This window comes from Corynebacterium sp. LK26 (assembly GCF_014335085.1).
GTDB classification, from domain to species: domain Bacteria; phylum Actinomycetota; class Actinomycetes; order Mycobacteriales; family Mycobacteriaceae; genus Corynebacterium; species Corynebacterium jeikeium_D.
The window spans coordinates 171,960-196,191 of sequence record NZ_PDHB01000004.1 but is presented as its reverse complement, the minus strand read 5'-3'; the positions used below and the strand labels follow the sequence as shown (position 1 = coordinate 196,191).

General features: G+C 60.9%; 16 protein-coding genes. 10 read left to right on the top strand and 6 right to left on the bottom strand.

Annotation, left to right across the window (positions count from 1 at the left end):
• The first annotated feature begins 356 nt into the window (after nucleotides 1-356).
• The 6 genes from CRD13_RS05700 (at nucleotide 357) to recR (ending at nucleotide 8,030) form a co-directional block, all read left to right on the top strand.
• A complete protein-coding gene (locus CRD13_RS05700) occupies nucleotides 357-1,826 on the top strand; it encodes a SulP family inorganic anion transporter (protein WP_187401402.1) in 1,470 nt (489 codons plus the stop codon).
• 125 nt (nucleotides 1,827-1,951) lie between these two features.
• Entirely contained in the window at nucleotides 1,952-3,223 is a 1,272-nt protein-coding gene (locus CRD13_RS05695) for an aminotransferase class I/II-fold pyridoxal phosphate-dependent enzyme (RefSeq protein WP_187401401.1), read from the top strand.
• Nucleotides 3,224-3,257: 34 nt separating this feature from the next.
• Nucleotides 3,258-3,983 carry a suppressor of fused domain protein gene (locus tag CRD13_RS05690; protein ID WP_187401393.1) on the top strand — a complete coding sequence of 242 codons (726 nt, stop codon included), beginning with the start codon at nucleotides 3,258-3,260 and terminating at the stop codon, nucleotides 3,981-3,983.
• 30 nt (nucleotides 3,984-4,013) lie between these two features.
• Complete coding sequence (locus CRD13_RS05685) at nucleotides 4,014-6,929, top strand: DNA polymerase III subunit gamma and tau (protein WP_187401392.1); 2,916 nt, start codon at nucleotides 4,014-4,016, stop codon at nucleotides 6,927-6,929.
• Nucleotides 6,930-7,042: 113 nt separating this feature from the next.
• The gene (locus CRD13_RS05680) at nucleotides 7,043-7,366 is read left to right on the top strand and encodes a YbaB/EbfC family nucleoid-associated protein (RefSeq protein WP_005511884.1); all 324 of its coding nucleotides are present in this window, start codon (nucleotides 7,043-7,045) and stop codon (nucleotides 7,364-7,366) included.
• A 37-nt stretch (nucleotides 7,367-7,403) separates the two neighbouring features.
• On the top strand, nucleotides 7,404-8,030 hold the full coding sequence (recR, locus tag CRD13_RS05675) for a recombination mediator RecR (RefSeq protein ID WP_016421873.1): 627 nt from the start codon (nucleotides 7,404-7,406) through the stop codon (nucleotides 8,028-8,030).
• A gap of 33 nt (nucleotides 8,031-8,063) precedes the next feature.
• On the opposite strand, the gene CRD13_RS05670 is transcribed toward recR, so the two are convergent.
• Genes CRD13_RS05670 through CRD13_RS05660 form a run of 3 tightly spaced genes read right to left on the bottom strand, consistent with a single transcriptional unit; the run spans nucleotide 8,064 to nucleotide 11,627 of the window.
• The gene (locus CRD13_RS05670; RefSeq protein ID WP_187401391.1) at nucleotides 8,064-8,876 is read right to left on the bottom strand and encodes a type 1 glutamine amidotransferase; all 813 of its coding nucleotides are present in this window, start codon (nucleotides 8,874-8,876) and stop codon (nucleotides 8,064-8,066) included.
• Nucleotides 8,877-10,226, bottom strand: a complete 1,350-nt coding sequence (locus CRD13_RS05665; protein ID WP_070862909.1) for a MurT ligase domain-containing protein — start codon at nucleotides 10,224-10,226, stop codon at nucleotides 8,877-8,879. It lies immediately after the preceding gene.
• Between the two features lie 60 nt (nucleotides 10,227-10,286).
• Nucleotides 10,287-11,627 (bottom strand): exonuclease domain-containing protein, encoded by a 1,341-nt coding sequence (locus CRD13_RS05660; RefSeq protein WP_222866659.1) that lies wholly within the window; start codon nucleotides 11,625-11,627, stop codon nucleotides 10,287-10,289.
• A gap of 430 nt (nucleotides 11,628-12,057) precedes the next feature.
• Between CRD13_RS05660 and CRD13_RS05655 the strand changes: the two genes are divergently transcribed.
• Nucleotides 12,058-13,071 carry a hypothetical protein gene (locus CRD13_RS05655; protein ID WP_246822148.1) on the top strand — a complete coding sequence of 338 codons (1,014 nt, stop codon included), beginning with the start codon at nucleotides 12,058-12,060 and terminating at the stop codon, nucleotides 13,069-13,071.
• 118 nt (nucleotides 13,072-13,189) lie between these two features.
• Here CRD13_RS05655 and leuA read toward each other — a convergent pair whose 3' ends face one another.
• Entirely contained in the window at nucleotides 13,190-15,007 is a 1,818-nt protein-coding gene (leuA, locus tag CRD13_RS05650) for a 2-isopropylmalate synthase (protein ID WP_187401390.1), read from the bottom strand.
• 275 nt (nucleotides 15,008-15,282) lie between these two features.
• Between leuA and CRD13_RS05645 the strand changes: the two genes are divergently transcribed.
• Nucleotides 15,283-17,916 carry a YhgE/Pip domain-containing protein gene (locus CRD13_RS05645; protein ID WP_187401389.1) on the top strand — a complete coding sequence of 878 codons (2,634 nt, stop codon included), beginning with the start codon at nucleotides 15,283-15,285 and terminating at the stop codon, nucleotides 17,914-17,916.
• Nucleotides 17,916-20,231 carry a YhgE/Pip domain-containing protein gene (locus CRD13_RS05640; RefSeq protein WP_187401388.1) on the top strand — a complete coding sequence of 772 codons (2,316 nt, stop codon included), beginning with the start codon at nucleotides 17,916-17,918 and terminating at the stop codon, nucleotides 20,229-20,231. The genes CRD13_RS05645 and CRD13_RS05640 overlap by 1 nt, the downstream gene beginning before the upstream one ends.
• A 6-nt stretch (nucleotides 20,232-20,237) precedes the next feature.
• Here CRD13_RS05640 and CRD13_RS05635 read toward each other — a convergent pair whose 3' ends face one another.
• Together CRD13_RS05635 and CRD13_RS05630 are read right to left on the bottom strand one after the other, a co-directional pair.
• On the bottom strand, nucleotides 20,238-21,221 hold the full coding sequence (locus CRD13_RS05635; RefSeq protein WP_187401387.1) for a class C sortase: 984 nt from the start codon (nucleotides 21,219-21,221) through the stop codon (nucleotides 20,238-20,240).
• Between the two features lie 157 nt (nucleotides 21,222-21,378).
• Nucleotides 21,379-22,503 carry a DMT family transporter gene (locus CRD13_RS05630; protein ID WP_224783819.1) on the bottom strand — a complete coding sequence of 375 codons (1,125 nt, stop codon included), beginning with the start codon at nucleotides 22,501-22,503 and terminating at the stop codon, nucleotides 21,379-21,381.
• A 459-nt stretch (nucleotides 22,504-22,962) separates the two neighbouring features.
• On the opposite strand from CRD13_RS05630, the gene CRD13_RS05625 reads away from it, so the two are divergent.
• Nucleotides 22,963-24,228, top strand: a complete 1,266-nt coding sequence (locus CRD13_RS05625) for an aspartate kinase (protein ID WP_187401386.1) — start codon at nucleotides 22,963-22,965, stop codon at nucleotides 24,226-24,228.
• Nucleotides 24,229-24,232 lie beyond the last annotated feature (4 nt).

Here is a 24,232-nt window from a genome sequence, read left to right as displayed (position 1 = left end):
TGATTTGTGGTGTGTGGTCTGGGGTTATGGTGGCATGCGGACACACTTTTCTTTACTTAACCCCTTATGGCTAGGTTTCGGGCACTTGTCGGCGGTTTCTTATGATCTATCGATGTTTTTTCGGCACTTACCCCCGCGATATTGGCCAGGCCATTTCACCTATCGATGAGCTATTCACTTATGGCCACGCTGCAGCGCATCGATAGGTGAATACCTTGGCCACAAGTGGTCGCGTTCGCTGGTCTGGAAGAATACTGTGCATGAGCGATGCAGACGACACGCGAGTGCCACCACAGTCAACACGTGAACCGCTAGAAACTCCAGAACCACCAGAAACCCGAGAAACCCCAGCCCCAATGGGCGTGTGGGACTCCTTCCGGTTCGCAGTTTCTTCACCGAAGCGCCTGCGCACCGAGCTGCTGGCCGGCGCGGCGGTGTCGTTCGCGCTAATCCCCGAGGTCATTTCGTTTTCCATCTTGGCGGGCGTGGACCCGGCGGTGGGCCTGTTTAGCTCGGTGATTATGGCCATCGTGATTGCCTTCACAGGTGGTCGCCCGGCCATGATTACTGCTGCCGCTGGTTCGGTTGCGCTCGTCGTCGCGCCGCTGTCGCGGATGTACGGGATGGATTACCTCATTCCAACGGTGCTGCTCGCGGGTGTGTTGCAGATTGCTTTTGCGGCGCTGGGTATCGCTAAGCTGCAGCGTTTCATTCCGCGCGCGGTCATGATTGGCTTTGTCAACGCGCTGGGTATCCTCATTTTCACTGCGCAGCTGGAGCATCTCATCGATGTCCCGTGGTTGGTGTATCCGCTGGTCGCTTTGGGTATTGCGATTATGGTGTTCCTGCCCCGCGTGTTCACCGCGATTCCGGCTCCGCTGGTGACTGTGCTCGTAGTCACGCTTGTTGCGGTGGTGGCGGATTGGCGCGTGCCGAACGTGAGCGATATGGGCGAGCTCCCGGAATCTCTCCCGCAGCTGCTGATCCCGAATGTGCCCCTGACCTGGGAGACTCTGCAGCTGATTGCGCCGTATTCGGTGGGCGTGGCGATTGTCGGCATCATGGAATCGCTGATGACGGCGAAGCTCGTGGACGACATCACCGACACGCATTCGGACAAGACCCGCGAGACGTGGGGGCTGGGCGTGGCGAACATCGCGGGCGGTTTCTTCGGCGGCATCGCTGGCTGCGCGATGATCGGTCAGACGATGGTGGGTGTGAAGGAATCGTCGGGACGCACTCGCTTGACGACGCTCTTTTCCGGTGTCTTCCTGCTCATTCTGGTCCTTCTGCTCAGTTCTGCAGTTGGTGTGATTCCGATGGCGGCGCTGGTTGCGGTGATGGTCGTGGTGTCGGTGGACACGGTCGATTGGCGCTCGATCTCCCCGCGGACGTTGCGCCTGATGCCGCGTTCGGAGACGGCGGTGATGCTGGTGACGGTCATCGCTACGCTGGCGACGGATAACCTCGCCATCGGCGTGATTTCGGGCGTGGTCGTGGCGTCGCTGATGTTCGCGCGCCGTGTCGCTCACCTGGTCAGGATTGACGTGCTTGACGACGATCCCAGCGCCCACTCCCGGACGTACAAGGTGCGGGGGCAGCTGTTCTTCGCCTCCAGTAACGACCTGGTGTACCAGTTCGACTACACCGATCCTGCGCAGCGGATTGTCATCGATATGTCGGAGGCTGAGATTTGGGATGCCTCCACGGTGGCGGCATTGGATTCGGTGCGGGTCAAGTTTGCTGACCGGGGCAAAGAGGTAGAAATTATCGGCTTGGAGGGGCCGAGTAAGCAGCGTCTGGATGCGCTGTCGGGGAAGTTGTAGAAATCCCAATCCGGGGTATGCCTTACACTTGGTTGCAAAGCCGGATGCGGCGCGGGGAAAAAGTTTTCCGTGCCAGTTTTGTCAGGTTTTAACTTATGTCCGATACCTGGGAGGGTGCGTACACCATGGCCGTGGATTCCTTCGATGTTCAGCAGTTGGCGGCACACAAGGATGAGTTTGCGAAGGCATATGAGGAACTGAAATCCCGTAACCTCGCACTGAATTTGACTCGTGGTAAGCCGTCGTCGGAGCAGCTCGATTTCGCAAACGCCCTGCTGGGTCTCCCGGCGCCGGATTACATTTCGGCTTCTGGGGAGGATGTCCGCAATTACGGCAACGCCAAAGGCATTACTGATATCCGCGCTATCTGGGCGGAACTGCTGGATCTGCCGGTGGAAAACGTCCTGGCACAGGATGCTTCCAGCCTGAACATCCAGTTTGACCTGATTTCGTGGGCCATGCAGTTCGGCAACGTCGACTCGGAGCGCCCGTGGAACGAGGAGCCGGTGCTGAAGTGGCTGTGCCCGGTTCCGGGGTATGACCGGCACTTTTCCATTACGCAGCACTTTGGTATTGAGATGATCCAGGTGCCGCTGAACGAAGACGGTCCGGATATGGATGTCGTGGAGAAGCTGGTTGCCTCCGATCCGCAGATTAAGGGCATGTGGAATGTCCCGATGTTCTCCAACCCGACGGGCGTGACCTACAGCGCTGAGGTCTGCCGCCGTCTGGTTGAAATGGAGACCGCTGCTCCGGATTTCCGTCTGATGTGGGATAACGCCTACATGGTTCACACGCTGACGGATGAGTTCCCGGAGATTCACAACGTCATTAAGTGGGCGGAAGAGGCCGGTAACCCGAACCGCGTGTGGGCTTTCGGCTCGACTTCGAAGATCACCTTTGCTGGTGCTGGCGTTGCTTTCTTCGCTTCCTCGGACGCCAACTTGGAGGATTACCTCAAGCACGCCGGTATCCGCGGCATTGGCCCGAACAAGGTCAACCAGCTGGCTCACGCCAAGTTCTTCGGCGACGCGGAGGGGGTGCGCGAGCAGATGCGCCGTCACGCAGGTTCGCTGGCTCCGAAGTTTGAGAAGGTTCTGCAGATTCTGGATGAGCGCTTGACGGAGTACGGCGTGGCAGAGTGGTCGAAGCCGACCGGCGGTTACTTCATCAACCTCGACGTAGTTGATGGCACCGCTCGTCGCGTGGTGGAGCTGGCTAAGGAGGCCGGCATTGCGCTGACCGGTTCTGGTTCTTCCTTCCCGCTGAAGCAGGATCCGAATGACCGCAACATCCGCCTGGCACCGTCGTTGCCTCCGATGGAGGAGCTCGAGGTTGCTATGGACGGCGTCGCTACCTGTGTGCTGCTCGCCGCCGCTGAGAAGGCGACTGCGTAGGTTAAGCAGGCCAGGTAGGTCGGGATAGGACTATATGAACTTCGAAGAGACGAAGTTTTGGATCTCCGGGCTTTTCCCCGGAGAACCCCAGGTCGGCGAGTATGTGACGGAGCTGCCGGCCAGTGGTCGGCACGGGCAGGAACACGATTCGGCTCCGCTTCGGGTCGCTGAGTTCTCGCTTTACGACGAGCCGGACGGCCAAGCGAACGAGCGTCGTCCGGAAACGGCAGCCGCCACCGTGGAGTTGGGCCGCAACTACTGTGGCCTGACCGGCGCAGCAAAGACGGATATCCGCGTGGAGCTCTTCTCCGTCGCATACGCTGATTTTCCCGTGGCCACCATGGTCGCGGCCGCGGGAGCGCTGGTGGAGGAAGAACCGGAGTTCCTGTCGCCAATTCCGGGCCGTGTGATTCCGAATGCGGTGCGGCTGGCTGCCGATCAGGTGGCCGAGGTAGGGGAGTCGTCGTCAAGCACTGCCTTTACCGTGGCGCACGTGCTGTGCACGGTGCCGTATGTGTGGAGAGACGGGGTGCCGAATGTGTCCGAGATGCCGGGCAAGATCAGCCTGCATGAGGGCGATGTGGAGTCGCCGCAGGGGCGCATGACCACGATGACGCAGCTGGTGCCAATTACGGATGCGGAGCTGGTGTTTTATGAGCAGCAGGGTCCGCAGGCGCTGATGCAGAAGTTGGCCGAAGTGGACGCTGACCTGCGGGATTGGTGCCGTGATTCGGTTGTTGCCCAGGAGGGTTCGAACTAGCCGGTCCGGGGTGGAAGGTAGGCTGAGCACGTGGCTCTGTATAGGAAGTATCGTCCGGCATCGTTCGCCGAAGTGGTGGGGCAGCGGCACGTAACTGACCCGCTGTCGGCGGCGTTGGAATCTCGTGATGCGCAGGGGCGTCCCAACCGCATTAACCATGCGTATTTGTTCTCCGGGCCGCGTGGCTGTGGCAAGACTTCGTCGGCGCGCATTATGGCGCGCAGTTTGAACTGTGCGGAGGGGCCGACGGCGACGCCGTGTGGCCAGTGTGCGTCGTGTCGTGCGTTGGCGCCGGGTGGTCCGGGCAATTTGGACGTTATTGAGCTGGACGCGGCTTCCCACAACGGTGTGGAAGATATGCGTGAGCTGCGGGAAAAGGCTATCTTCCAGCCGGCGGAGTCGCGCTACCGCATCTTCATTATTGACGAGGCGCATATGATTACCGCCTCGGGTTTCAATGCGCTGTTGAAGATTGTGGAGGAGCCGCCGGAGCATCTCATCTTCATTTTTGCGACCACGGAGCCGGAGCGTGTGCTGCCGACGATTCGCTCGCGTACACACCACTATCCGTTCCGGCTTTTGACCCCGCCGGATATGCGCGGGCTGCTTGAGCGTGTGGTCACGGCCGAGGGTGTGCGGGTAGAGCCGGACGTGTATCCGCTGGTCATCCAGGCCGGTGGCGGTTCGCCGCGTGACTCGCTGTCGGTTATGGATCAGCTCATTGCTGGTTCCGGCACCGATGGTGTGGATTATGAGACTTCTGCGGCCATTCTCGGTGTCACTGACAGCGTAATCATCACGGATGCGATTGAGGCGCTGGCGGCAGGCGATCGCGCGGCCATGTTTAGCGTGGTCGGGCGTGTGATTATGTCGGGCCAGGATCCGGCTCGGTTTGCCTCGGATCTGCTTGGCCGGGTGCGTGATTTGCTGGTGCTGTCCGCAGTGCCGAACGCGCTGGAGCAGGGGCTTGTAGAGATTCCGGAGAGCCAAATCGACGGTGTCCTGGAGCAGGCCGGGACAATTCCCCCGGCTACCCTGACGCGCTTCACGCAGGTGCTCTCTGACGGCCTGCGTCACTTCCGCGGCGTGACTTCGCCGCGTCTGCTGCTCGAGGTCCTGTGCGCGCGCATGCTCCTGCCCGCCACCGAAGATTCGGTGGAGTCGCTGCTGCAGCGCGTAGAGGCGTTGGAACACGGCAGGCCCGCGCTTGCCGACGGCTCGGGGGCCGCAACCCCCGCAGTGGCACCGGTGTCTTCCGCCGCGGCGCCGGGGTCGGGTGCGGCTGAGACCGATGCTTCGCCGATGCAGTCTGGCCAGTCGGCTCGTGAGGCATGGCGCCAGCGGCATGCCCAGCGTAAGAAGGGTGCGCAGACCCAGGGCAGTCGTGCTGGGCAGGCAGCGCCAGCGCAGACACCGTCGCAGCCTCAGTCCCAGCCTGAACCTGTTCAGCAGCAGCCTGCACCAGAAGCACCTACCTCGACCGCTGAACAGCCTGAACAACCTGAACAGCCTACGCAGGCCGAATCAGTTGAACAGCCTCAGCAGGCCGAACAACCGCAGCAGCCTGAACCGGCTGAGCAGCCGATGTCTGAGGAAGAAGCACAGGCGGAGAAGATTCGTGAGTTCCGTCGGAAGATGGCGGAGCATGCCCGCATCAGCGAGCAGCAGACTCGGGCGCAGCTTGCGCAGGAGCGTGAGCAGCAGACCCGCGAGCGTGAGGGGGAAGGCGGCTCGATGTCGATTGTCGAGGAAGAGCCAGTTGTCTCTGCCTCGCCAACCCACTCTGAGCAGCCAACTCAGGCCCCACAGCCCGAGCAACCAGTCCAGCCTGAGCAGCCAACGCAGACTACTCAGGAACCGGAATCGCAGCCGGCACCGCAGGTTCAGCAAGCACCAGAGCCAGCACCGCAACCGCAACCGGAACCAACACCACAGCCGGAGCCCGAACCTGCACCCGCCGGTATCGAGAAAATCCGCGAGCACTGGCAGGACATCCTTGCGGCTGTCGACGGACAGCATGCGTTCCCCATTCGTGTGCTGGCCGAGCAGGCGGTACCGCTCGATGTCGAAAACGACACGCTCGTCATTGGACACAGCACAGGAGCGCTCGCTACCAGGCTCAATACGCCTGATTACGCTCAGGCACTATCCACTGCCGTGAAGCAGGTGACGGGCTTCAACGGCCAGGTGCACTGTGTCGTCGGTACGCGCCCGCGCGCACCGCGTTCAACAGCTACTAATGGTGGTTCCGGGGAGGATGATTCGTCGTCAAGAGGTTCGTCCTCGCCGAACGACACCGCCCCTGCACCGACACCCGCAGCACCAGCACAACCAGAGACATCTGAGCAGCAGGTACAGCAGGAACAGCAGGAACAGCAGCCGCAGCCAGGCCCGCAGCGGTCGTCGGCATACGCATCCGTTGTTGAGCGCCGTGCCAAAATCGAAGCCGCCAAGCGTGCTGCGATGGGACAGCAGGCAGGCCACGACCAGCCGGCACAGCCACATCAGCCAAGCCAACCAAGCCAGCCAGCTCAACCGAACCCGAACCCGGCCCAGCAACAACCGCAGCAGCCAAATCAGCCGCAGTCATTCCTGCGCGCGGCACAAGCAAACGCCCAGGCGAATGCCCAAGCCCAGGCCAATCAAGATTCGGGCTTCGGCGGCGTCCCGCTGCCACCAGAGCCGATGGAGGAGTTCGCTCCACCAGAGGGCGCAGAGGGCACAGAGAGCTACAGTTCGCGCAACCCGTCCAACTACAACTCCAACGCCAACACCAACTACAACCCGGTTCCCCAAACCCCGCAGGACAACAACTACGAAGAGGACACCTCCGAGTATTTCGAGGCCGCGAACGAGGTCGGGTCGCTCGATCACCGTTCGCTAAAGGACGTGGTCATGGAGATGCTGGAAAAGGAGCTGGGAGCCAAACCGCTAGAAGACCGCTAGAGCCGTTAGAATGGGGCGGCGATGCGCGTCGTAAAGCAAGGGCGATGAGCCTTTAAGCGTGCGCGTAACTATAAATCTGCACGTAAAAAGCACAATAGTTAGGAAAGTTAGTTATGACTCAGCCAGATATGAACGCAATTCTGCAGCAGGCACAGCAGATGCAGGCGCAGCTGCAGGCAGCACAGCAGGAGATCGTCGCCTCCACCATCGTCGGTGAGGCCGGTGGCGGTCTGGTCAAGGTGACTATGCAGGGCTCGGGCGAGGTCACGGACATCGCCATTGATCCGAAGGTCGTAGACCCGGAGGATGTCGACGGACTGCAGGACCTGGTCCTCGCTGCTTTCCAGGACGCTACCGCTAAGGTGCAGTCGCTGGCAGAGCAGAAGATGGGCCCGCTGTCCCAGGGCTTCGACGGTCTCGGTGGCCTCGGTTTCTAAATTAGCTTTTCAGACCAGTAATTGTAGGTAATTATCATTGTTCGAGGGACCACTCCAAGATCTCATTGATGAGTTCTCGCGCCTGCCGGGCATCGGCCCGAAGTCAGCTCAGCGTATCGCTTTCTACTTGATGAAGGCGGAGCCGGAGGACATCGGGCGACTCCAATCCGCGCTGGGGCGGGTGCGCGAGGGTGTACAATTCTGCCGGGTCTGCGGCAACATCTCGGAAAGCGACGTGTGCCAGTACTGCTCGGATACACGGCGCGACCGAGGTTTGGTGTGCGTCGTTGAAGAGGCGCGCGATATCCAGGCCATCGAGCGCACGGGGGAGTACAACGGTCGCTACCACGTGCTCGGCGGGGCGCTCGATCCGCTCGGCGGCATCGGTCCGAACGAGCTCAATATCCGCACGCTGTTGCAACGTATCGCAGGCGTGCTTGACGACGTCGACGAGACCCAACCCCCAGAAATCCACGAGGTCATCATCGCGACTGACCCCAACACCGAGGGCGAAGCCACCGCGACCTATTTGGCCCGGCTGCTGCGGGACTTCCCGGATCTCGAGGTAACTCGGTTGGCCTCCGGCATGCCACTGGGCGGGGACCTGGAGTTCGTCGATGAACTGACCCTGTCCCGCGCGCTGACGGGCCGGCTGAAGGTTTAAGGCCTCCAACCGGCCGCGCGCGAAACTACAAGACTAGCGCTCGCTCTTCGGACGCGGCTTGGACAGGATGCGTTCTTCGCGCAGCTTATCCACTACCTCGAGGTCTAGCGGAGCCAGGCTCGACAGGTCCTGGTTGGTCGCGCGGGCCAGCAGCAGATCAGCCAGCTGCGGATTGCGAGCCAACACAGGTCCGTGCAGGTAGGTACAGATAATCGAGCCCTGCACCGCGCCTTCGGCGCCACCGGTCGGTGTGAGTGCAGAAACATCCACTCCCGGAGCAATCCCGGAGTCCGCCTGCTCCACTTCCGGGCCGGTATTGCCCACGCCACGGACAACCCGACCAAGCGGCTTCGCATCGGCACCCAGGGTCGTGCGACCCATGTGGTTTTCGAAGCCAGTCAGTGGGCTGGCGTCGACGTCGTCAAGCAAACCGTTCGTGGGATCGACGAGCGTGCAGATTTCGCCGATCGCGCGCGACTCGAGTGAATCGGTGGTGCAGTCGACAAGGCCGAGACCTGCGACGTCGCGTCCGCCCGCGCGGAAGGAATTGCCGAAGATCTGGAAGCCCGCGCAAATCGCGAGGATCTGCTTCCCGGCCTCGGCTGCCTTTTTGATGCCGCCGTCGTTGATCAGATGCTCCACCGCGATGGTCTGTGCGACATCCTCGCCGCCGCCGACGGTGTAAATATCCAGGTCGGTGGGGACGGCATCGCCCAACTTAATCGGGACAATCTCGGCGTCAATCCCACGCATCCACGCGCGTTGCCGCAGCACCAGCGCATTTCCATCATCGCCGTAGGTGCCCAGCACGTCCGGGAGGATCAGGCCGATAGACAGCTCGCTCATTTACTTTTCCTCCTGTGCTCGTTCGATGTCGCGCTTCAGATCGCGGAAGGCGGTGTAGTTCGCCAGCACCTCAACTCGGGTGACGCTTGACGACGACCCCCGCGCCTCACACGACCGGATCGCCTGCAGCGGATTTGCGACCAACCTCGCATCGATGCCCGCATACAGCAACCGCACCGCGAGGTCAGTTCCGCGTTCGCCCGCGGACAGCACATCCATGCCGTCGAAGTCCTCGAAGCGGACATCCCACAGCCAGGACAGGTCCTCGCCGTCAGCAACGTGACCGTTGACTGCGATGACCACTGCATCCGCAGTGCGGTCGACCATGGACAGCGCCTCCTGCCAGCCGGCCGGGTTCTTGGCCAGCAGCATGCGCACGTGCTTCTCGGCGCCCTTGTCATCCCGCACAACCATGGTGGAGTAGCGGCCCGCAACGTTGTCGACGGTCTCGGTGGCCCGGAGGGACTTCTCCAGGTCCGCGCCCATATCGACAGCGCCCGCGATAGCCAGGGTGGCGTTGCCGCGGTTGGCATTGCCCGGCAGCGTGAGGTTCATCGGCAGGGTGTCGCCGGCAGGCGTGATGACTCCCTCCGCAGTGATGCGGTAGTCCGGCTCTGGCCGCTTGAACTCCGAGCCGTCCGGGAGTGGCTTCACGGCGTACCAGTTGTGGCCGTCCTGAATGATGGGGCCGCCGGTACGCGGGGAAGAGGTGGCATCGTTGGTCCAGCCACCGCCCGCGGAGACCCAAATAACCTTCTTGGCGTCCCAGGCAGCCGACGCGATGAGTGGGTCGTCGCAGTTGGCGATGACCGTCGCGTGCGGGTTCGCATCCACCGCAGCACGGAGTGTGGCCTCAATCTTGTTGATCTCGCCGACGCGGTCGAGCTGGTCGCGGGAAAGGTTCAGCAGCACCAGGACCTGCGGTTTCAGATCCGCTGCGATGTGCGGGACGTGCAGCTCATCGACTTCCAGGACCAGGCTGTCCGCATCGGGAGTGGCGAGCAGCGCGGAGATGATGCCCGCGTCCATGTTGTCGCCGCCTTCGTTGGTGGCCACGTTGTGGCCAGCGGCGCGCATGGCGGCCGCGAACATGCGGGTGGTGGTGGACTTGCCGTTGGTGCCAGTGATGATCGCGGCCGGGCGTCCCTTGCCGAGGGAGGCCAGAATGCGCGGGTCAATCTTTTGCGCAATCAGGCCACCGATCATGCCACCCGCGCCGCGACCGGACTTCCGAGAAGCCCAGGTGGCGGCGTGAGCGGCGGATGTAGCGAACCGTGCGCGCAGGCTCGGGGAGCTTGCGCGGTTGCGACTGTGGTCACTTACGTCGTTATGTGAAGTGCCTTCTTTCATAACTGTGTATTTTACTGTGAATAATTCATAGAACGAATGCGCTGGCAAAAAGCCCGAGCCCTATTTCTCCATCTCGCCGACCAGTCGCAAAAACGCCTCATCGGAAACGATCGGAATGTCCTTCCGGTGGGCATGCATGGCCTTGCCCGTCAGCTGATCCGGCGTCACATCCGCCGGCCGGTTGCACACCAGCACCGACGACTCCCGAGTGACCTTCTCCGAGTACGCCAACCCAGCCCGCACACCCGCCGCGATCAGCTCATCCGGGTCCAGCGACACCTCTGGTGCCACGACGAACTCCATGCCCGTCGCGAGCTTCCGCCCCGGCGTATAACGGCCGGGGTTCTCCACGGGGCGCGGCGCTTCCATCGCGTCGACACGCACTGTCGAGCGCTGCAGGCCCACAATGTCCTCGCGCAGCTGGTCGGGCGTGTACATGTTCAGGGTTGTACCCTCGTCGAGCCCGCCCTGTGCGCGGAAGAGCGCAAGCGTGGTGGTGACGTCATCCAACGTCCGCACCCGCTCGGGCACCGAGATGCCAGCAATCGATGCCTCGGGCGAAGGCACATCGAGGCCGTAGGCGCGCGCGACGGCGCGCAGGCGAGCGTCGTCAAGCCGTTTGCCCTGGCGACGCGCCGTTTCCAACGTATCGGCAATCCGTGCGGGCGCCGGAATCCGCGCGACGCGAGTGCGCGTACGACGACGCCCCCGCTTATTCCGCGCGGACCGCTCACGATTCGCTTGACGACGGGCCCTCTTGGCCTCGGCAACTATAAAACCCCAGACCAGCGGCGCATTATGAGCAACCAACGTGCGCCCATCGAGCGCGTGCGCGAGCTTGGCCTGGATCACCCCGAATTTCGGTGCCCCCTCGAAGTCCGCGGGCTCGAGGCCGTGGAGGTGTGTCGGGCCGGGATCCTCGGTGGGATTGATGACGACATGCCAGGTGTCCACGATGTTGCCGCTACTGTCGGCGGTGGACACTCCCAGGCTGACCAGCCGAGACGTCTTGGGATGGATGCCCGTGGCCTGGATGGACACGATTGCGTAAGGAGCGTCCTCCGCCGACGAGAACTGTTTGTGCTCGTCAGCGGCCTTTGTTGCGGCGGTCTCGGCCGTGGCGGGTGTGGTTGTGGCCGTTGTGGGTGTGCCAGCGGTACTCGCGCCGGTGGTGGTTGAGGCCGGTGTAGCTGCGTTGGTCGTGGCTGCGCCGGTGGTGGTTGAGGCCGGTGTAGCTGCGTTGGTCGTGGCTGCGTCCGTTGTGGTGGAAGCCGGTGCAGTTGGTGGTGTTTTCGCGCCCGCTGCCGACGCGCGTTGAGAACGGCGACGATTCCGCCGCCGCCTCTTCGTCTGAGAAGAGGTCCCAGTCGCTTTGCGCTCCTCGCGCGCCGATTCAGTCATGCCTTAAGACTAGCGGGTGCGCTCACCCGCGGAGAAAGTGACTAGGTTTATGACACTTTGAGCACAAAATTTGCCACGAAAGTGTCATAAACCTAGTCAGTAACTTGGGCACTAGCTCGGCCTCAAGCTCAGAAGGACCGTGGGGCACGGTCACACGGGTCCCGTAAACCACGCAAACTACAAAAACCACGCAAGGCCCAAAAGTTTTCCCCCGACTGGGTGCTCAGCCGAAAAGGAATGGAACCGCGAGGGCAATTTCCGCGCCTTATTAAATAGGGGCCACAAAACAGTGCCACAAGCCAAGGCCACGAAATAGAGCCACAAAACAGCGCCACAAAAATAAGGACGAAATAACTACCACGGGGCAACAGCCACAGGACAACAACCACGGGGCGGGGGAGAAATGGTCAACAAGAAACGCAAGCAACTGGTGGCGGACCAGTTTGGAATCATTAGGCCGGATGACCAGCCGGGGAATGGATACCGCGAGGTCGCAAGGCAAGCGCGGGCCGGTTATCTGGAGCGGCTTTGCCGAGGTCACTATGTAGTCGCGCATGCCTGGGAGGGGCTCCACCGCGAGAAACGCCTGGCTATTACTGCTTTGGCGGTGGTCTCCGAGACGTCGTCAGGCGTCATTTCGGGAGCTGCAGCGCTGGCCTTGCACGGTTCGTGGGTGCTGGTGCGCGATGCGAAGATTGTGGTCGTGGGCGGGAGTCAGGAGTTCCACGGCATCGACTATTGCATGCGCCTGCGCTCGGAGATCCATCTGGATCACACGCAGGGGCTCGCGGACCGGCGGGTCGCGGTGCTCGCGCGTGCGGCCTTCGATGAGTGTCGCGTCCGGTTCAGGCAGAAGGGGCCGGAGTCCGTGTCGTGGCGGGCGGCGGTGTTGGCTGTCGAAGGTGCGCTGCGGCATGGCGCCACGCGCGATCAGCTTGAGGAGCTCCCGGCGCATTATCCCAGCGTGCGGGGCCAAGAGCTGTTTCACCGTGCGCTCGCGGTCTGTCATGGTCGTTGCGAAACGCCCGGTGAGGCGCTGACTAAAGCCGCGCTTCTCGAACTCGGCCTGAAATTCCACGAGCAAGCCGAAATCTGGTCGCGTGGCACCAGCCACAATCCGCCGCACTTTCTCGCCCGCGTGGATTTTTATATCCCTGACCTGCTGCTTGTCGTGGAGTTCGATGGCCACATCAAGTATTCGGCTAGCGAGGTCGCGCCGACGCCCGCGGCTCAGTCTGAGCTGCTCACGCGGGAGACTTACCGCGAGCGTTCGCTGCGCGCAACGGGGCTGGATGTCGCGCGGGTGGTGTGGAAAGAGGTGGAATTGCACGCAGTTCGCTTATCGACGCTCCGTTCAATCCTCATCGAGCGCGAACGCGTGGTAGCCGCAGGTGGGGTGACTTTCCGTGCGGATGTGCGCAATGCCGGCCCGTTGATTGGGTAGCGGGGCCGAGGGACCGCTGGATAGTTTGCCCCAAAAAGAAACTGACTAGGTTTATGACACTTTGAGCACAAATTTTGCCACGAAAGTGTCATAAACCTAGTCAGTAACTATGTGGAATTTAAGCCAGTGCGCGGTTGACCGCGCTGGTGACTGCCTTCAGCGATGCGTAGGTGATGGAACCAGCGATGCCGGAGCCCCAGACCTTGGTGCCGTTGACATCTGCGAGGACGTAGGCCGCAGCCTCGGCGTCGTCACCTGCGGTGCGAGCGTGCTGGACGTATTCCTGAACCTCGACGTTGATGCCGAGCTTCTCCAGGGCGTTGGCGTAAGCGGCCAGCGGGCCGTTGCCGACACCCTCGACGGTCTGCTCCTTGCCCTCGTAGACGATGTGAGCCTTGATCTTGGTGGCGTCCGACTCGTTCTGAGGGGCATCGACAGTCAGGGCAATCTGCTCGAGCGGAACCTCGCGGTCCAGGTACTCACCTGCGAAGATGTCCCAAATCGCCTTGGAGTTGACCTCGCCGCCCTCGGCATCGGTGACTGCCTGCACAACGGACGAGAACTCGACCTGCATGGAGCGCGGCAGGTTCATGCCGTGGTCCGTCTTCATGATGTAGGCCACGCCGCCCTTGCCGGACTGGGAGTTCACGCGAATAACGGCCTCGTAAGAACGACCGACGTCCTTCGGGTCGATAGGCAGGTAAGGAACTTCCCAGGTCACCGCGCGCAGGTCCTCGTCGGAAAGCTCCTTGACGGCAGCGCCCGGGCGGACCTTGTCTGCCATTGCGTCGAGGCCCTTGTTCACGGCGTCCTGGTGGGAACCGGAGAAAGCGGTGAAGACCAGGTCGCCGCCGTACGGGTGGCGCTCCGGAACGCGCAGCTGGTTGCAGTACTCGACGGTGCGGCGGATCATATCGATGTCGGAAAAGTCGATTTGCGGGTCGACTCCCTGGGTCAGCATGTTCAGGCCCAGGGTGACCAGGCAGACGTTACCGGTGCGCTCGCCGTTGCCGAAGAGGCAGCCCTCGATGCGGTCGGCGCCGGCCATGTAGCCCAGCTCGGCGGTGGCGATGCCGGTACCGCGGTCGTTGTGCGGGTGCAGCGACAGGATGATGGAGTCGCGGCGGTTGAGGTTGCGGTGCATCCACTCGATGGAGTCTGCGTAGACGTTCGGAGTGATCATCTCCACGGTCGACGGCAGGTTGATGATGATTGGGTTCTCCGGCGTCGGGTCGATGACATCAACCACGGCGTCGACAACTTCCTTGGCGTACTCAACCTCGGTGCCGGTGTAGGACTCCGGCGAGTACTCCCAACGCCAGTTGGTGTCCGGGTAGTCCTTCGCGATGGTCTTAATCAGCGCTGCGGCGTCGGTGGCAATCTTCTTGATTGCGTCCTTGTCCTTACGGAACACAACATCGCGCTGCAGGATCGAGGTGGAGTTGTAGAAGTGAACGATGACGTTCTTAGCGCCGGCACATGCCTCGAAGGTGCGGCGAATCAGGTGCTCGCGAGCCTGAACCAGAACCTGGATGGTGACGTCGTCCGGAATCATGTTCTTCTCAATGATCTCGCGCACGAAGTTGTAATCGGTTTGGGAAGCGGACGGGAATCCGACCTCAATTTCCTTATAGCCCATCTGGACCAGCAGCTCGAACATGCGGCGCTTGCGCTCCGGGCTCATTGGGTCAATCAGCGCCTGGTTGCCATCGCGCAGGTCGACGGCACACCAAACCGGTGCCTTAGTAATGCGCTTGTCCGGCCAGGTGCGGTCCTTCAGCTGGAAGTCCTGAACTTCCTGGTCGTAAGGCAGGTAGCGGTTGGTTGCCATCTGTGAGTTGCGCTGCTTATTCCAAGCAGGCTGTCCTTCCGGAATCTCGCCAGCAGGAGTGGAGATTACAGAAGGAGCGGAAATAAAAGCGTCGGAAGGAGACATGTTGTGGGCCTTTCTAATTCGGACTTTTCTTGTAGGCCGGCACAACTTACCCCGCGACGGGGAGCCGGCCTTAAACCCAAGCCCCGCCGCGGCATAGAAGCAGTAGTCCGCGTTGCATGTGATGTACCTTACCCCGATGGTTATATGAATTTCATCATTCGGGGGTTTTAGTGGGGGAAATATGCTCAGCCATCCACGCCACCCACCCCACCCATCGATAGTTCTAAAACTAGTACCAATGTATTTAGTGGATTAAAGATGATAGCGTCCTTAAGGTGCAAACTAGCTGGTCTATTCTTAAGCGAGACTTGCGCCGTCTCCGCAATAGCCCAAGAGTGTGGGTAATCATCATCGGCGTGATGATCACCCCTGCCTTGTACTCCTGGTTCAACATCCCGGGCTTCTGGGATCCGTACGAGCACACCGAGAACATCGGTGTGGCAATTGTGAATGAGGACAAGGGCGCGAGTTCCTCGGTTACCGGAAGCCTCAATATCGGTAACCAGGTGGTCAAACAACTAAAACAAAATCATGAACTGGGCTGGCAGTTCCCCGATGCCGAGAAGGCAGACCGGGACCTAAAGCGCGGCAGGGTCTATGCCGAAATCACCATTCCGCCGAATTTCTCGCAGGAAATGGTTGACCTGATTCAAGGGCAGGGGCATCCAGCAAAGCTGAAATACCGCGCTAACCAGAAGATCAACGCGATCTCGCCGCACATCACGGCGCAGGGCGCGTCCGGTATTGATGGTCAGATTTCCGCTTCCTTTAATAAGGAGATTGCGAAGGCGGTCACCGAGGAGGTTAAGGAAGCTGGCGGCCTGCTGCAGGGGCGGTTCGATGCGGCTCGTCTCAATTCCGCTGACGCTTTCCAGGATGTCGCCGATGCGGTTGCCAATAGCCGCGATGAAGTCGGTGCTATCCAGGAGCAGATTGGCGATCTGCAGCCGACGATTGCGCAGATCAAGAAGACTCTCGGCAGCGTGGACACGGCCCTCGATGACGCCCAGGATGCGTTGACGCAGGTGCAGGCGATTACTGGTGAGCTCAATAATGAGGTCCTGAATTTCTCCGCGGATCTCAACGACGCCTACTTGCAGGGCAGCACCGCTCTGGTGGAGGGCACCGGCAACGCCAACGCCGCGATTGGCGCGATGACTGGCAATCTGCAGGGCGCAATTTCCCGTTCGGATTCTGCGACGGCTGCGGCGGAGGACATCGTCAACCAGGCGGATCAGGTCATTGGTGGGCTGAATTCCCTGCTGGAGGCCAACCCGCTCAACGGCCCGGATAAGCAGGCAATCCAGCGCACCATCGATGCGCTCGACGAGAGCAACGCCACCAATAAAGAGCTGGTGGAGGGACTGAAGAACGTCTCCGGCTCGGCGCAGGGAACTCTCGACTCCCTCAACGCCACCAGCGAGGCATTGGCGCAGGCCACTAAGGACGGCAAGGCCGCCTCGGATCAGATTCGTCAGGCGTCCCAGGACGCACTTCCGCAGTTGAGCAAGGCGCTTAATCAGCTCAACGCGCGCGTGGGTTCGTACGCGGCGGCGCTGGGCGCGCAAAAGGACACCGTCAAGGAAACGTCCGCGCTTCTCGACGCTACGAGTGGGCAGCTTTCTGCTGCGGATCAGGTCCTCGAGAGCTTCAAGGCCGACCTTGATGGTGTGCGCGATGGTCTGGAAACCGCGCGTCTCGATGTCCTTACCCTGGGCACCACCGAAGAGCGCGAAGCCATGAACATGGTCAACGACCTCGATCCTGAGGGTATCTCGCAGTTCCTGAGCGATCCGGCTGAGGTTAAGACCGAGGCCGTGTTCCCGGTGGATCACTACGGCTCGGGTATGGCGGCGCTGTTTACCAACCTGTCGCTGTGGATTGGTGCGTTCATTCTGATTGTGATTTTCCGCGTGGAAGTCGACGCGGAAGGTTTCAAGGAAATCACGGTGGGCCAGGCGTACATGGGGCGCACATTGCTGTTGGGCATCATCGCTACTTTCCAGGCGCTGATTGTCTCTATCGGTGACATCGTCATTGGTGTGCAGCATGTCAGCGCGGTTGCGTTCGTCCTCACCTGTGTCGTGGTGGAGTTGTGTTATCTCGCCATTATTTACAGTTTGGTGTCGGCGTTTGGCCACGTGGGACGTGGTATTGCAGTAGTGCTCGCGTTTATTCAGATTCCTGGCGCCGCCGGTCTCTATCCAATTGAGATGACCCCGGACTTCTTCCAGGCGCTGAATCCGTTCTTGCCGTTGACCTACGGCATTGATGCTCTCCGCGAGACCATTGGTGGTTTCTACTCGAATTACTACCTGAAGAACATGCTCACCTTGATGGCCATGGCAGTGGTCGCCTACGTGGTCGGTTACTGGCTGCGCCGCAGCCTGTCCTCGGTCAATGTCTTGGTTAACCACCAGCTTGAAGAGGGCGGACTGGTCAACAACGAAGAAGTCCACCTGGTCGGTAGCGGATACAAGCTCAGTGACCTCGTCTTTGCGCTGCGTAACCGCGAGGAGTACCAATCGCGAGTCGACGAGCGGATGGAGAATCTGCGTGGCAGCTACACGCTGTTCATGCGCATGGCCATTGGCATCGCCGTGGCCGCCCTGGTGGTGCTGGGTATTTTGGCCCGTAACTACCCGGATCAGAAGGCCCTGTTCTTCGGTCTGGCTTGCCTGTTTGTGCTGCTCTGCCTCGCCTACATCGCGGTGCGCGAGTACGTCAAGCAGTCTGTGATTCACGCCCAGGAGCTCAGCGAGATGTCGGAGGAGGAGCTGCGCGCCTACATGGAGCACCAAACTTCCCATCCGCATGCGTACTCGCTGGAAAATGCTGGTGATTCGTTTGAGCCACAGGCGAAGGTGTCGTCGGCAAGCGTGAAGACTTCCCCAGAAGGTGAAGCCTAATGAGAAACGTTCTTGAAATTGTGCGGAATGACTTTCGGGTGATCCGCCAGAACACGATGACCGGCATCATGGTTTTCGGCCTGGTGCTGATTCCGCTGCTGTTCACCTGCTTTAACGTGCTGGCCAGCTGGGAGCCGTTTGAGAACACCGAAAAGCTGAAGATTGCGGTCGCCAGTAATGACCGTGGTCATCGCACGGATATCGGTGCGATTGACGTCAACTTGGGCAATGAGGTGCTGTCGAAGCTGAGCCGTAATCACGACATCGACTGGCAGATTACGGATTCTGAGGACGCCATCGACGGCACTAAGTCCGGTGACTACTACGCGGCAATCGTGCTTCCGGAGAACTTCAGTACCGAACTGATGACCTTCTACGTCCGGGGCACCAAGGCGCCTAAGCTGACGCTCTATACGAATGAGAAGAAGAACGCGCTTTCGTCAATCATTACGAGTAAGGGCGCGAGTGGCGTTATTCAGGAGATTGACAAGAACTTCACGCAGGTCGTCGCCAGTGTTGGGCTGGGCGCGATCACCTCGCTGGATGAGTACCTGAACACCTCGGACTCCAAGCAGGCACTGACGCGCGTGCAAAACCGCGTTGATGACACCGCCGCGCGGCTGCGCTCCGGTGCGCAGACTGCTCGTTCGCTGTCTACGCTGGTGGAGACCACCGTGCCGCTGGTGGAGACCGCGGATTCCATTTTGGAAAACGCTGGTGCGCGGATGGACATTCTGCGCAATGGTTCGGGGGACGGCAATGTCGCCGGCGATCTGGATGCCGCGGTCGGCAATGTTCGCGACTCGGTTAGCACGGCGCTTGACGCAACGCAGTCGAGCTACGAAGGCGTGCGCAATCGCGTCAACGAGCTTGTCGACGGCACCCAGGCCACCAGCGGCGCGACCGCAGATACCTTTGATGCGATGGCGGCCAAATTTGGCCAGCAGGCCGACGGTCTGACTGCGATGCGTGACCGCCTGGAGGACACCGTTGGGGCAGTGGTTCCGGGTGTCGCTAAGCCGGGCTATGACCGCGCGATTTCCGATCTGAACACCTCGATTGCTCGCACCCGTGGGCTGCAGGAGAGTTTCTCCGCCGTGGCGGCGGATTTGCGTGGTGGCCGGGATACGGGATCGTCGATAAGCCAGGCGAAGGACGCTTTCACGGCTGCGATTGCCGCTGTGGAAAATGCCAAAAACTCCTACGAGCAGAACCTGCGCCCGCAGATCGACGCGCTGTCGGAGCCGGTGTCGCGTCTGAGCAACGACATCGAGGTCATTGGCGAGGACATTCGCGGCATCCGCGGTACGATTTCCGGCTCGCCGGTGGACACGCTGCGTAAGACCAGCGCCGCCACGATGGGTCTGAGCAACCGTTTTGATGATCTGGCCGCTCGCTTCGACGAGATTCACAACGCGCTGGAAGAGGCGAAGGACACCGGGGACCTCTCGCGAATTGCTGAGGCCGTCGGTGATGACCCAAGTGCCCTGGCAGCGCAGTTGGCCGCGCCGGTGCAGGTCGAGGAAGACCCCGTCTTCCCAGTCCAGAGCTTCGGTGCGGGTATGGCGCCGTTCTATGCGACCCTCGCGCTGTGGATCGGTGCGCTGCTGTCGTCGGTGCTGATCCGCACCACGGTCCGTAGCCGCGGCGGTCAGAAGGTCGGCGATGATGAGGCCGAGAATGTGGTCAGCGATGCAGTCGATGATGCGCAGGGCGATGCAGCCGCTGAGGTCGGCGATGATGCTGACGCTGAGGCCGACGAGGCCAGCGACGCGCAAATCAACGCTGTACAGGCCGATGACTACACCCGCGTCGAGAAGTACTTCGGCCGGTTCGCCACCTTCGCAAGCGTTGGTCTGGTTCAGTCCACGCTGATGGTGTTGGGACTCCAGGTGTACGTGGGCATCGAGCCCGCGCACCGATTCCTGATGCTGCTGGCCGGCTGGGTAATCTCGCTGGTGTTTATGATGATTATCTTCTCGTTCGTCTTCACCTTCGACAACGCCGGCAAGGCCATCTGCGTGCTGTTGCTGGTGATGCAGGTCTCGGCCGCAGGTGGCGCGTATCCGCTGCCTCTGGTGCCGCAGTGGGTCCAGAACATTAGCCCGTGGCTGCCGGGTACCTACGCGATTGACATGTTCCGCAGCTCCATCGCCGGTATCTACGAGGCCGACTACTGGAAGCTGATGTTCATGTTGGCGCTGTTCATCATCCCGTCGCTGATCCTGGCACTGGGCCTCCAGCGCATCTTTGAAAAGGGAATCAACGACATCAAGGACGCAATCGGGGAGACGAAGGTGATGGCCACCTCGTAAGGGGGCCTAATCCTCCGCCTCGTCTTCCTCCGCCTCGTCGCTCTCGCGCTCGGCCTCCGGTTCGCTCTTGCCGTCGCGCGAGAGCTTCCGCAGCCACCAAATCAGCAGCGCAATAATCACCGCCGCTGCTGCCAGGATGGCCCACATCCACCACTGCCACTGCGAACCGCTGCCGTCGAACACGGATTCCTCGTCAGGATCCATCGGCACCTGGTGCCCCGTCACCAGCAGGCGGTGCGTGTTAATGCCGTAAGGCGTGCACGTAATCAGGGTGATCAGGTCTTCTCCGGGGACGCGTCGTAAAGCATCGGTTTCATCCGGCTTTACGACGGCTACGTCGTGGACCTCATACTTCAACTTGTGACCCGCGACTGCGATGTAGAACGCGTCGCCCTTCTTGACCTTGTCGAGGTTGTCCCACAGCGTCGCATTCTGCAGACCCGTATGCGCCGACAGCGACGCGTGACGACCTTCACCCTCGCCCACGCCGCCGACCGGGAAGTCGGTGCCGTAGAGGTGACCGACCCCGCGCGAAAGCGATTTTTCCGACGTGCCGTGGAAAATGGGCAGGTCAGAGTTGATGGACGGGATGACGATGCGGCCGAGCGCGTCGGTCTCGCCAAGCACGTCGAGGTAGTGGCGATAGCGCTGGTACTCCGGGGAAGACTCGTCATCGGAGGTGGTCCAGGCATCGCCCGGATTGACCTCGCCGAGACTGGCGTTGTACTCGTGGGCCTCGTTCCAGGCGGTGTCCAAGACCTCAGGAGGAGCGGATTTCTCCAGCTTGGAGTACTCATCTGCGGCGCGGGCCTGCAGGAAATTGTTCCACTGCGTTGCGACAACCGGGTACAGCAGCACTCCCAAACCACCAATGATCAACAGCAGGGCGATGATGGTGTTCGAGTTGAGCTTCTTGCCTTTTTGGGGCTTTGCTTTGGTGTTGGTTGCCCGCTTGGAAGTTGCCCGCTTGGAATGGGAATGACGCCCCATCGAGTCCTACCTTTGGTGACCTTGTGCATAGCGGCCACGGGTCTTTCTCACCAGGGATAGTTCCCGGGCAGGGGATAGCCAGGCCGACAAATCGCTAACGACTTAATAAGTGCACATACCAATTTAGGTCATGCAACCCGGGAGAGCTGAACTCTACTTACCGAGCGGTGGCATCGGTGGAGTCTGTGGTGGTGATTTCGGTGCTTGGGGCGTCGGTGGTTGCGGTGCTTGTGGTGTCGGTGGTCGCGGTGTCTGCGGTGTTTTCGGTGCTTGGGGCGCTTGTGGAGGCTGTGGCGGTGGCTTCTGCCGGCCGAGCCGCCAGGGCAATAGTGGCAGAAATCATGGTCGCCAGTGCGATAAACAGCGCCACCCACTGCACACCAACTGCCTGGAAGCGTTCACCAAGAACGATGTATCCCAAGCTGAAGGCAACAATCGGCTCCACGACGGTCATAGCTGGTAGCGAAGCCTGCAACGGTCCCGCGTTAAAAGCCGCCTGCTGCAGGCCGACGCCAATAACCGCCAGTGCCACCAGCAGCCAGAGTTCCCAGGAGAGCAGGAGCTGGACGAGTCCGTCGTTGACATAGGTATCGACCACCGACTTAGACAGCAGCGCGACGAAGCCGTACAGCCAGCCGGTTGCCGTGCCGAGCAGCAGGGCCTTCGGGTTCTGGCGTAGCACTCCGCGCTGTTTCGTGGCTGAGGTACTACCTGTGCTGTTGTCGGCGCTGGAGCGGTCTGCGATGGCTGGGCTGTCACTCGTGTTGGAGCCGCTACCTGCGTTGGAGCCGCTACCCGTGCCGGTATTGGGCCACTGAACTGCAGCGGCGTACAGTCCGCAGGTGACCACGCCACCGGCGGCAAGAGCCCATCCCCACAGGTAGGTGGGGATATCGGTGGAGCCGGCAGTCGGCTTGCCGAGCAACACCAGCGTCGCCACCGCAAAAGTAAGCGCCACGGACCAAATCATCTCTGACCGCGAAATCCGCCGACCATTGACCTTCGCCGCCAGCGGGAGCGTGAGCATCAGCTTCATGACCAGCAACGGCTGCACCAGGAGCAACGTGCCGAATGCCAACGCCGCGACCTGAAATACATACCCGGCAATCGCCAGGCCCGAGCCCAGCCACCAGCGCGGCAGCTTCAGGGTCTTCGCCACTCCGCGAAGTGTGCTGGTGCCCTCTTCCAGTGTTCCGGAGAGGTTGTGGCGGATGACGGTTCCCCACGCGATGCTGAGTGCGGACAGCAGTGCCAGTATCGCAGCGAGAAGGTCATTGTTCACGTAGGGAATGCTAGGCATGCAACACTTGTCATGTCCACTTCGCAGGGGTTGGGCGGGGCAGTGGTTGGTGCCCGCAGCGCCTCGGGAATTAGCTGGTTCGGCCGATATGCTGACTGAGCTCGGGCCGGGGAGCCCGGAGTGGAGCTGGCTGAGCCCGGAGTTCTTGGCACAGTACCGAGAGTTACTGACTAGGTTTATGTCAGTTTTGACAAGTTTCAGGGCATATTTTTGTCATAAACTTAGTCAGTTTCACATTTGCAGCCCGCAGCAGCGTCCGATCCGCACCCAACCCATGCCCAATAACCCCGCAACCCCTACGCAACCCGATCCAAACCCTCCACGCAACCCCCGCAAGCTACGTTTTGGTAACCCACTATGTAATTACGAATGCGACTCAAGTAAATTGAGTCAATAATAGTTACGTGCATATAGTTGCCTAGTTTTTGGAGGTTGCCGACCATGGCACTGGTTGTGCAGAAGTACGGTGGTTCATCCCTGGAGAGCGCCGAACGCATTCGTCGTGTTGCAGAACGAATTGTGGAAACCAAAAAGCAGGGCAATGACGTCGTGGTTGTCTGCTCGGCAATGGGCGACACCACCGATGAGCTTCTGGACCTCGCTGAGCAGGTCAACCCGGTCCCGCCGGGACGCGAGATGGATATGCTCCTGACCGCCGGTGAGCGTATTTCCAATGCACTGGTCGCTATGGCGATTGCAAGCCTCGGTGCCTCGGCCCAGTCTTTCACCGGTTCGCAGGCCGGCGTGATCACCACGGAGCGCCACGGTAACGCCCGCATCGTCGAGGTCACTCCGGGCCGTGTCCGTGAGGCTCTCGATGAGGGCCATATCTGCCTAGTGGCCGGTTTCCAGGGTGTAAACCGCGAGACCAAGGACGTCACTACGCTGGGCCGTGGTGGCTCGGATACCACTGCGGTTGCCCTCGCGGCAGCCCTAGAGGCGGACGTCTGCGAGATTTACTCCGACGTGGACGGCGTGTACACCGCGGATCCGCGCATTGTGCCGGACGCACAGCGTTTGGACAACATTTCCTTCGAGGAGATGCTGGAGATGGCCGCGGTTGGCGCGAAGATTTTGCAGCTGCGAAGTGTCGAATACGCCCGCGCGTTTAATGTTCCGTTGCGTGTGCGTTCGTCGTATAGCAATGAACTTGGCACCCTTGTTGATGGATCGATGGAGGATATCCCTATGGAAGAAGCAGTGTTGACCGGTGTGGCGCATGACCGCTCGGAGGCGAAGGTGACCGTGCTGGGCATTCCGGATGATCCGGGCCAGGCGGCGAAGATGTTCCGTGCTGTTGCGGATGCGGAGATCAACATCGATATGGTGCTGCAGAACGTCTCCACCGTCGCGGATAACCGCACTGACATTACTTTCACGTGCCCGCGCGAGGATGCTCCGAAGGCGATGGCGTTGCTGAAGAAGCTGCAGGCTGACAACGACTGGAAGGACGTGCTTTACGACGATCACGTGGGCAAGGTCTCCTTGGTCGGTGCTGGCATGAAGTCCCACCCGGGTGTGACTGCGACGTTCTGTGAGGCGCTCGCTGATGAGGGTGTGAATATCGATCTGATTTCCACTTCTGAGATTCGTATCTCGGTGCTGGTTAATGGCCAGGATGTCGACAAGTCTGTGAAGGCCCTGCACGACGCTTTCAATCTCGGTGGAGACACTGAGGCTGTTGTTTACGCTGGTACGGGACGTTAAGGAG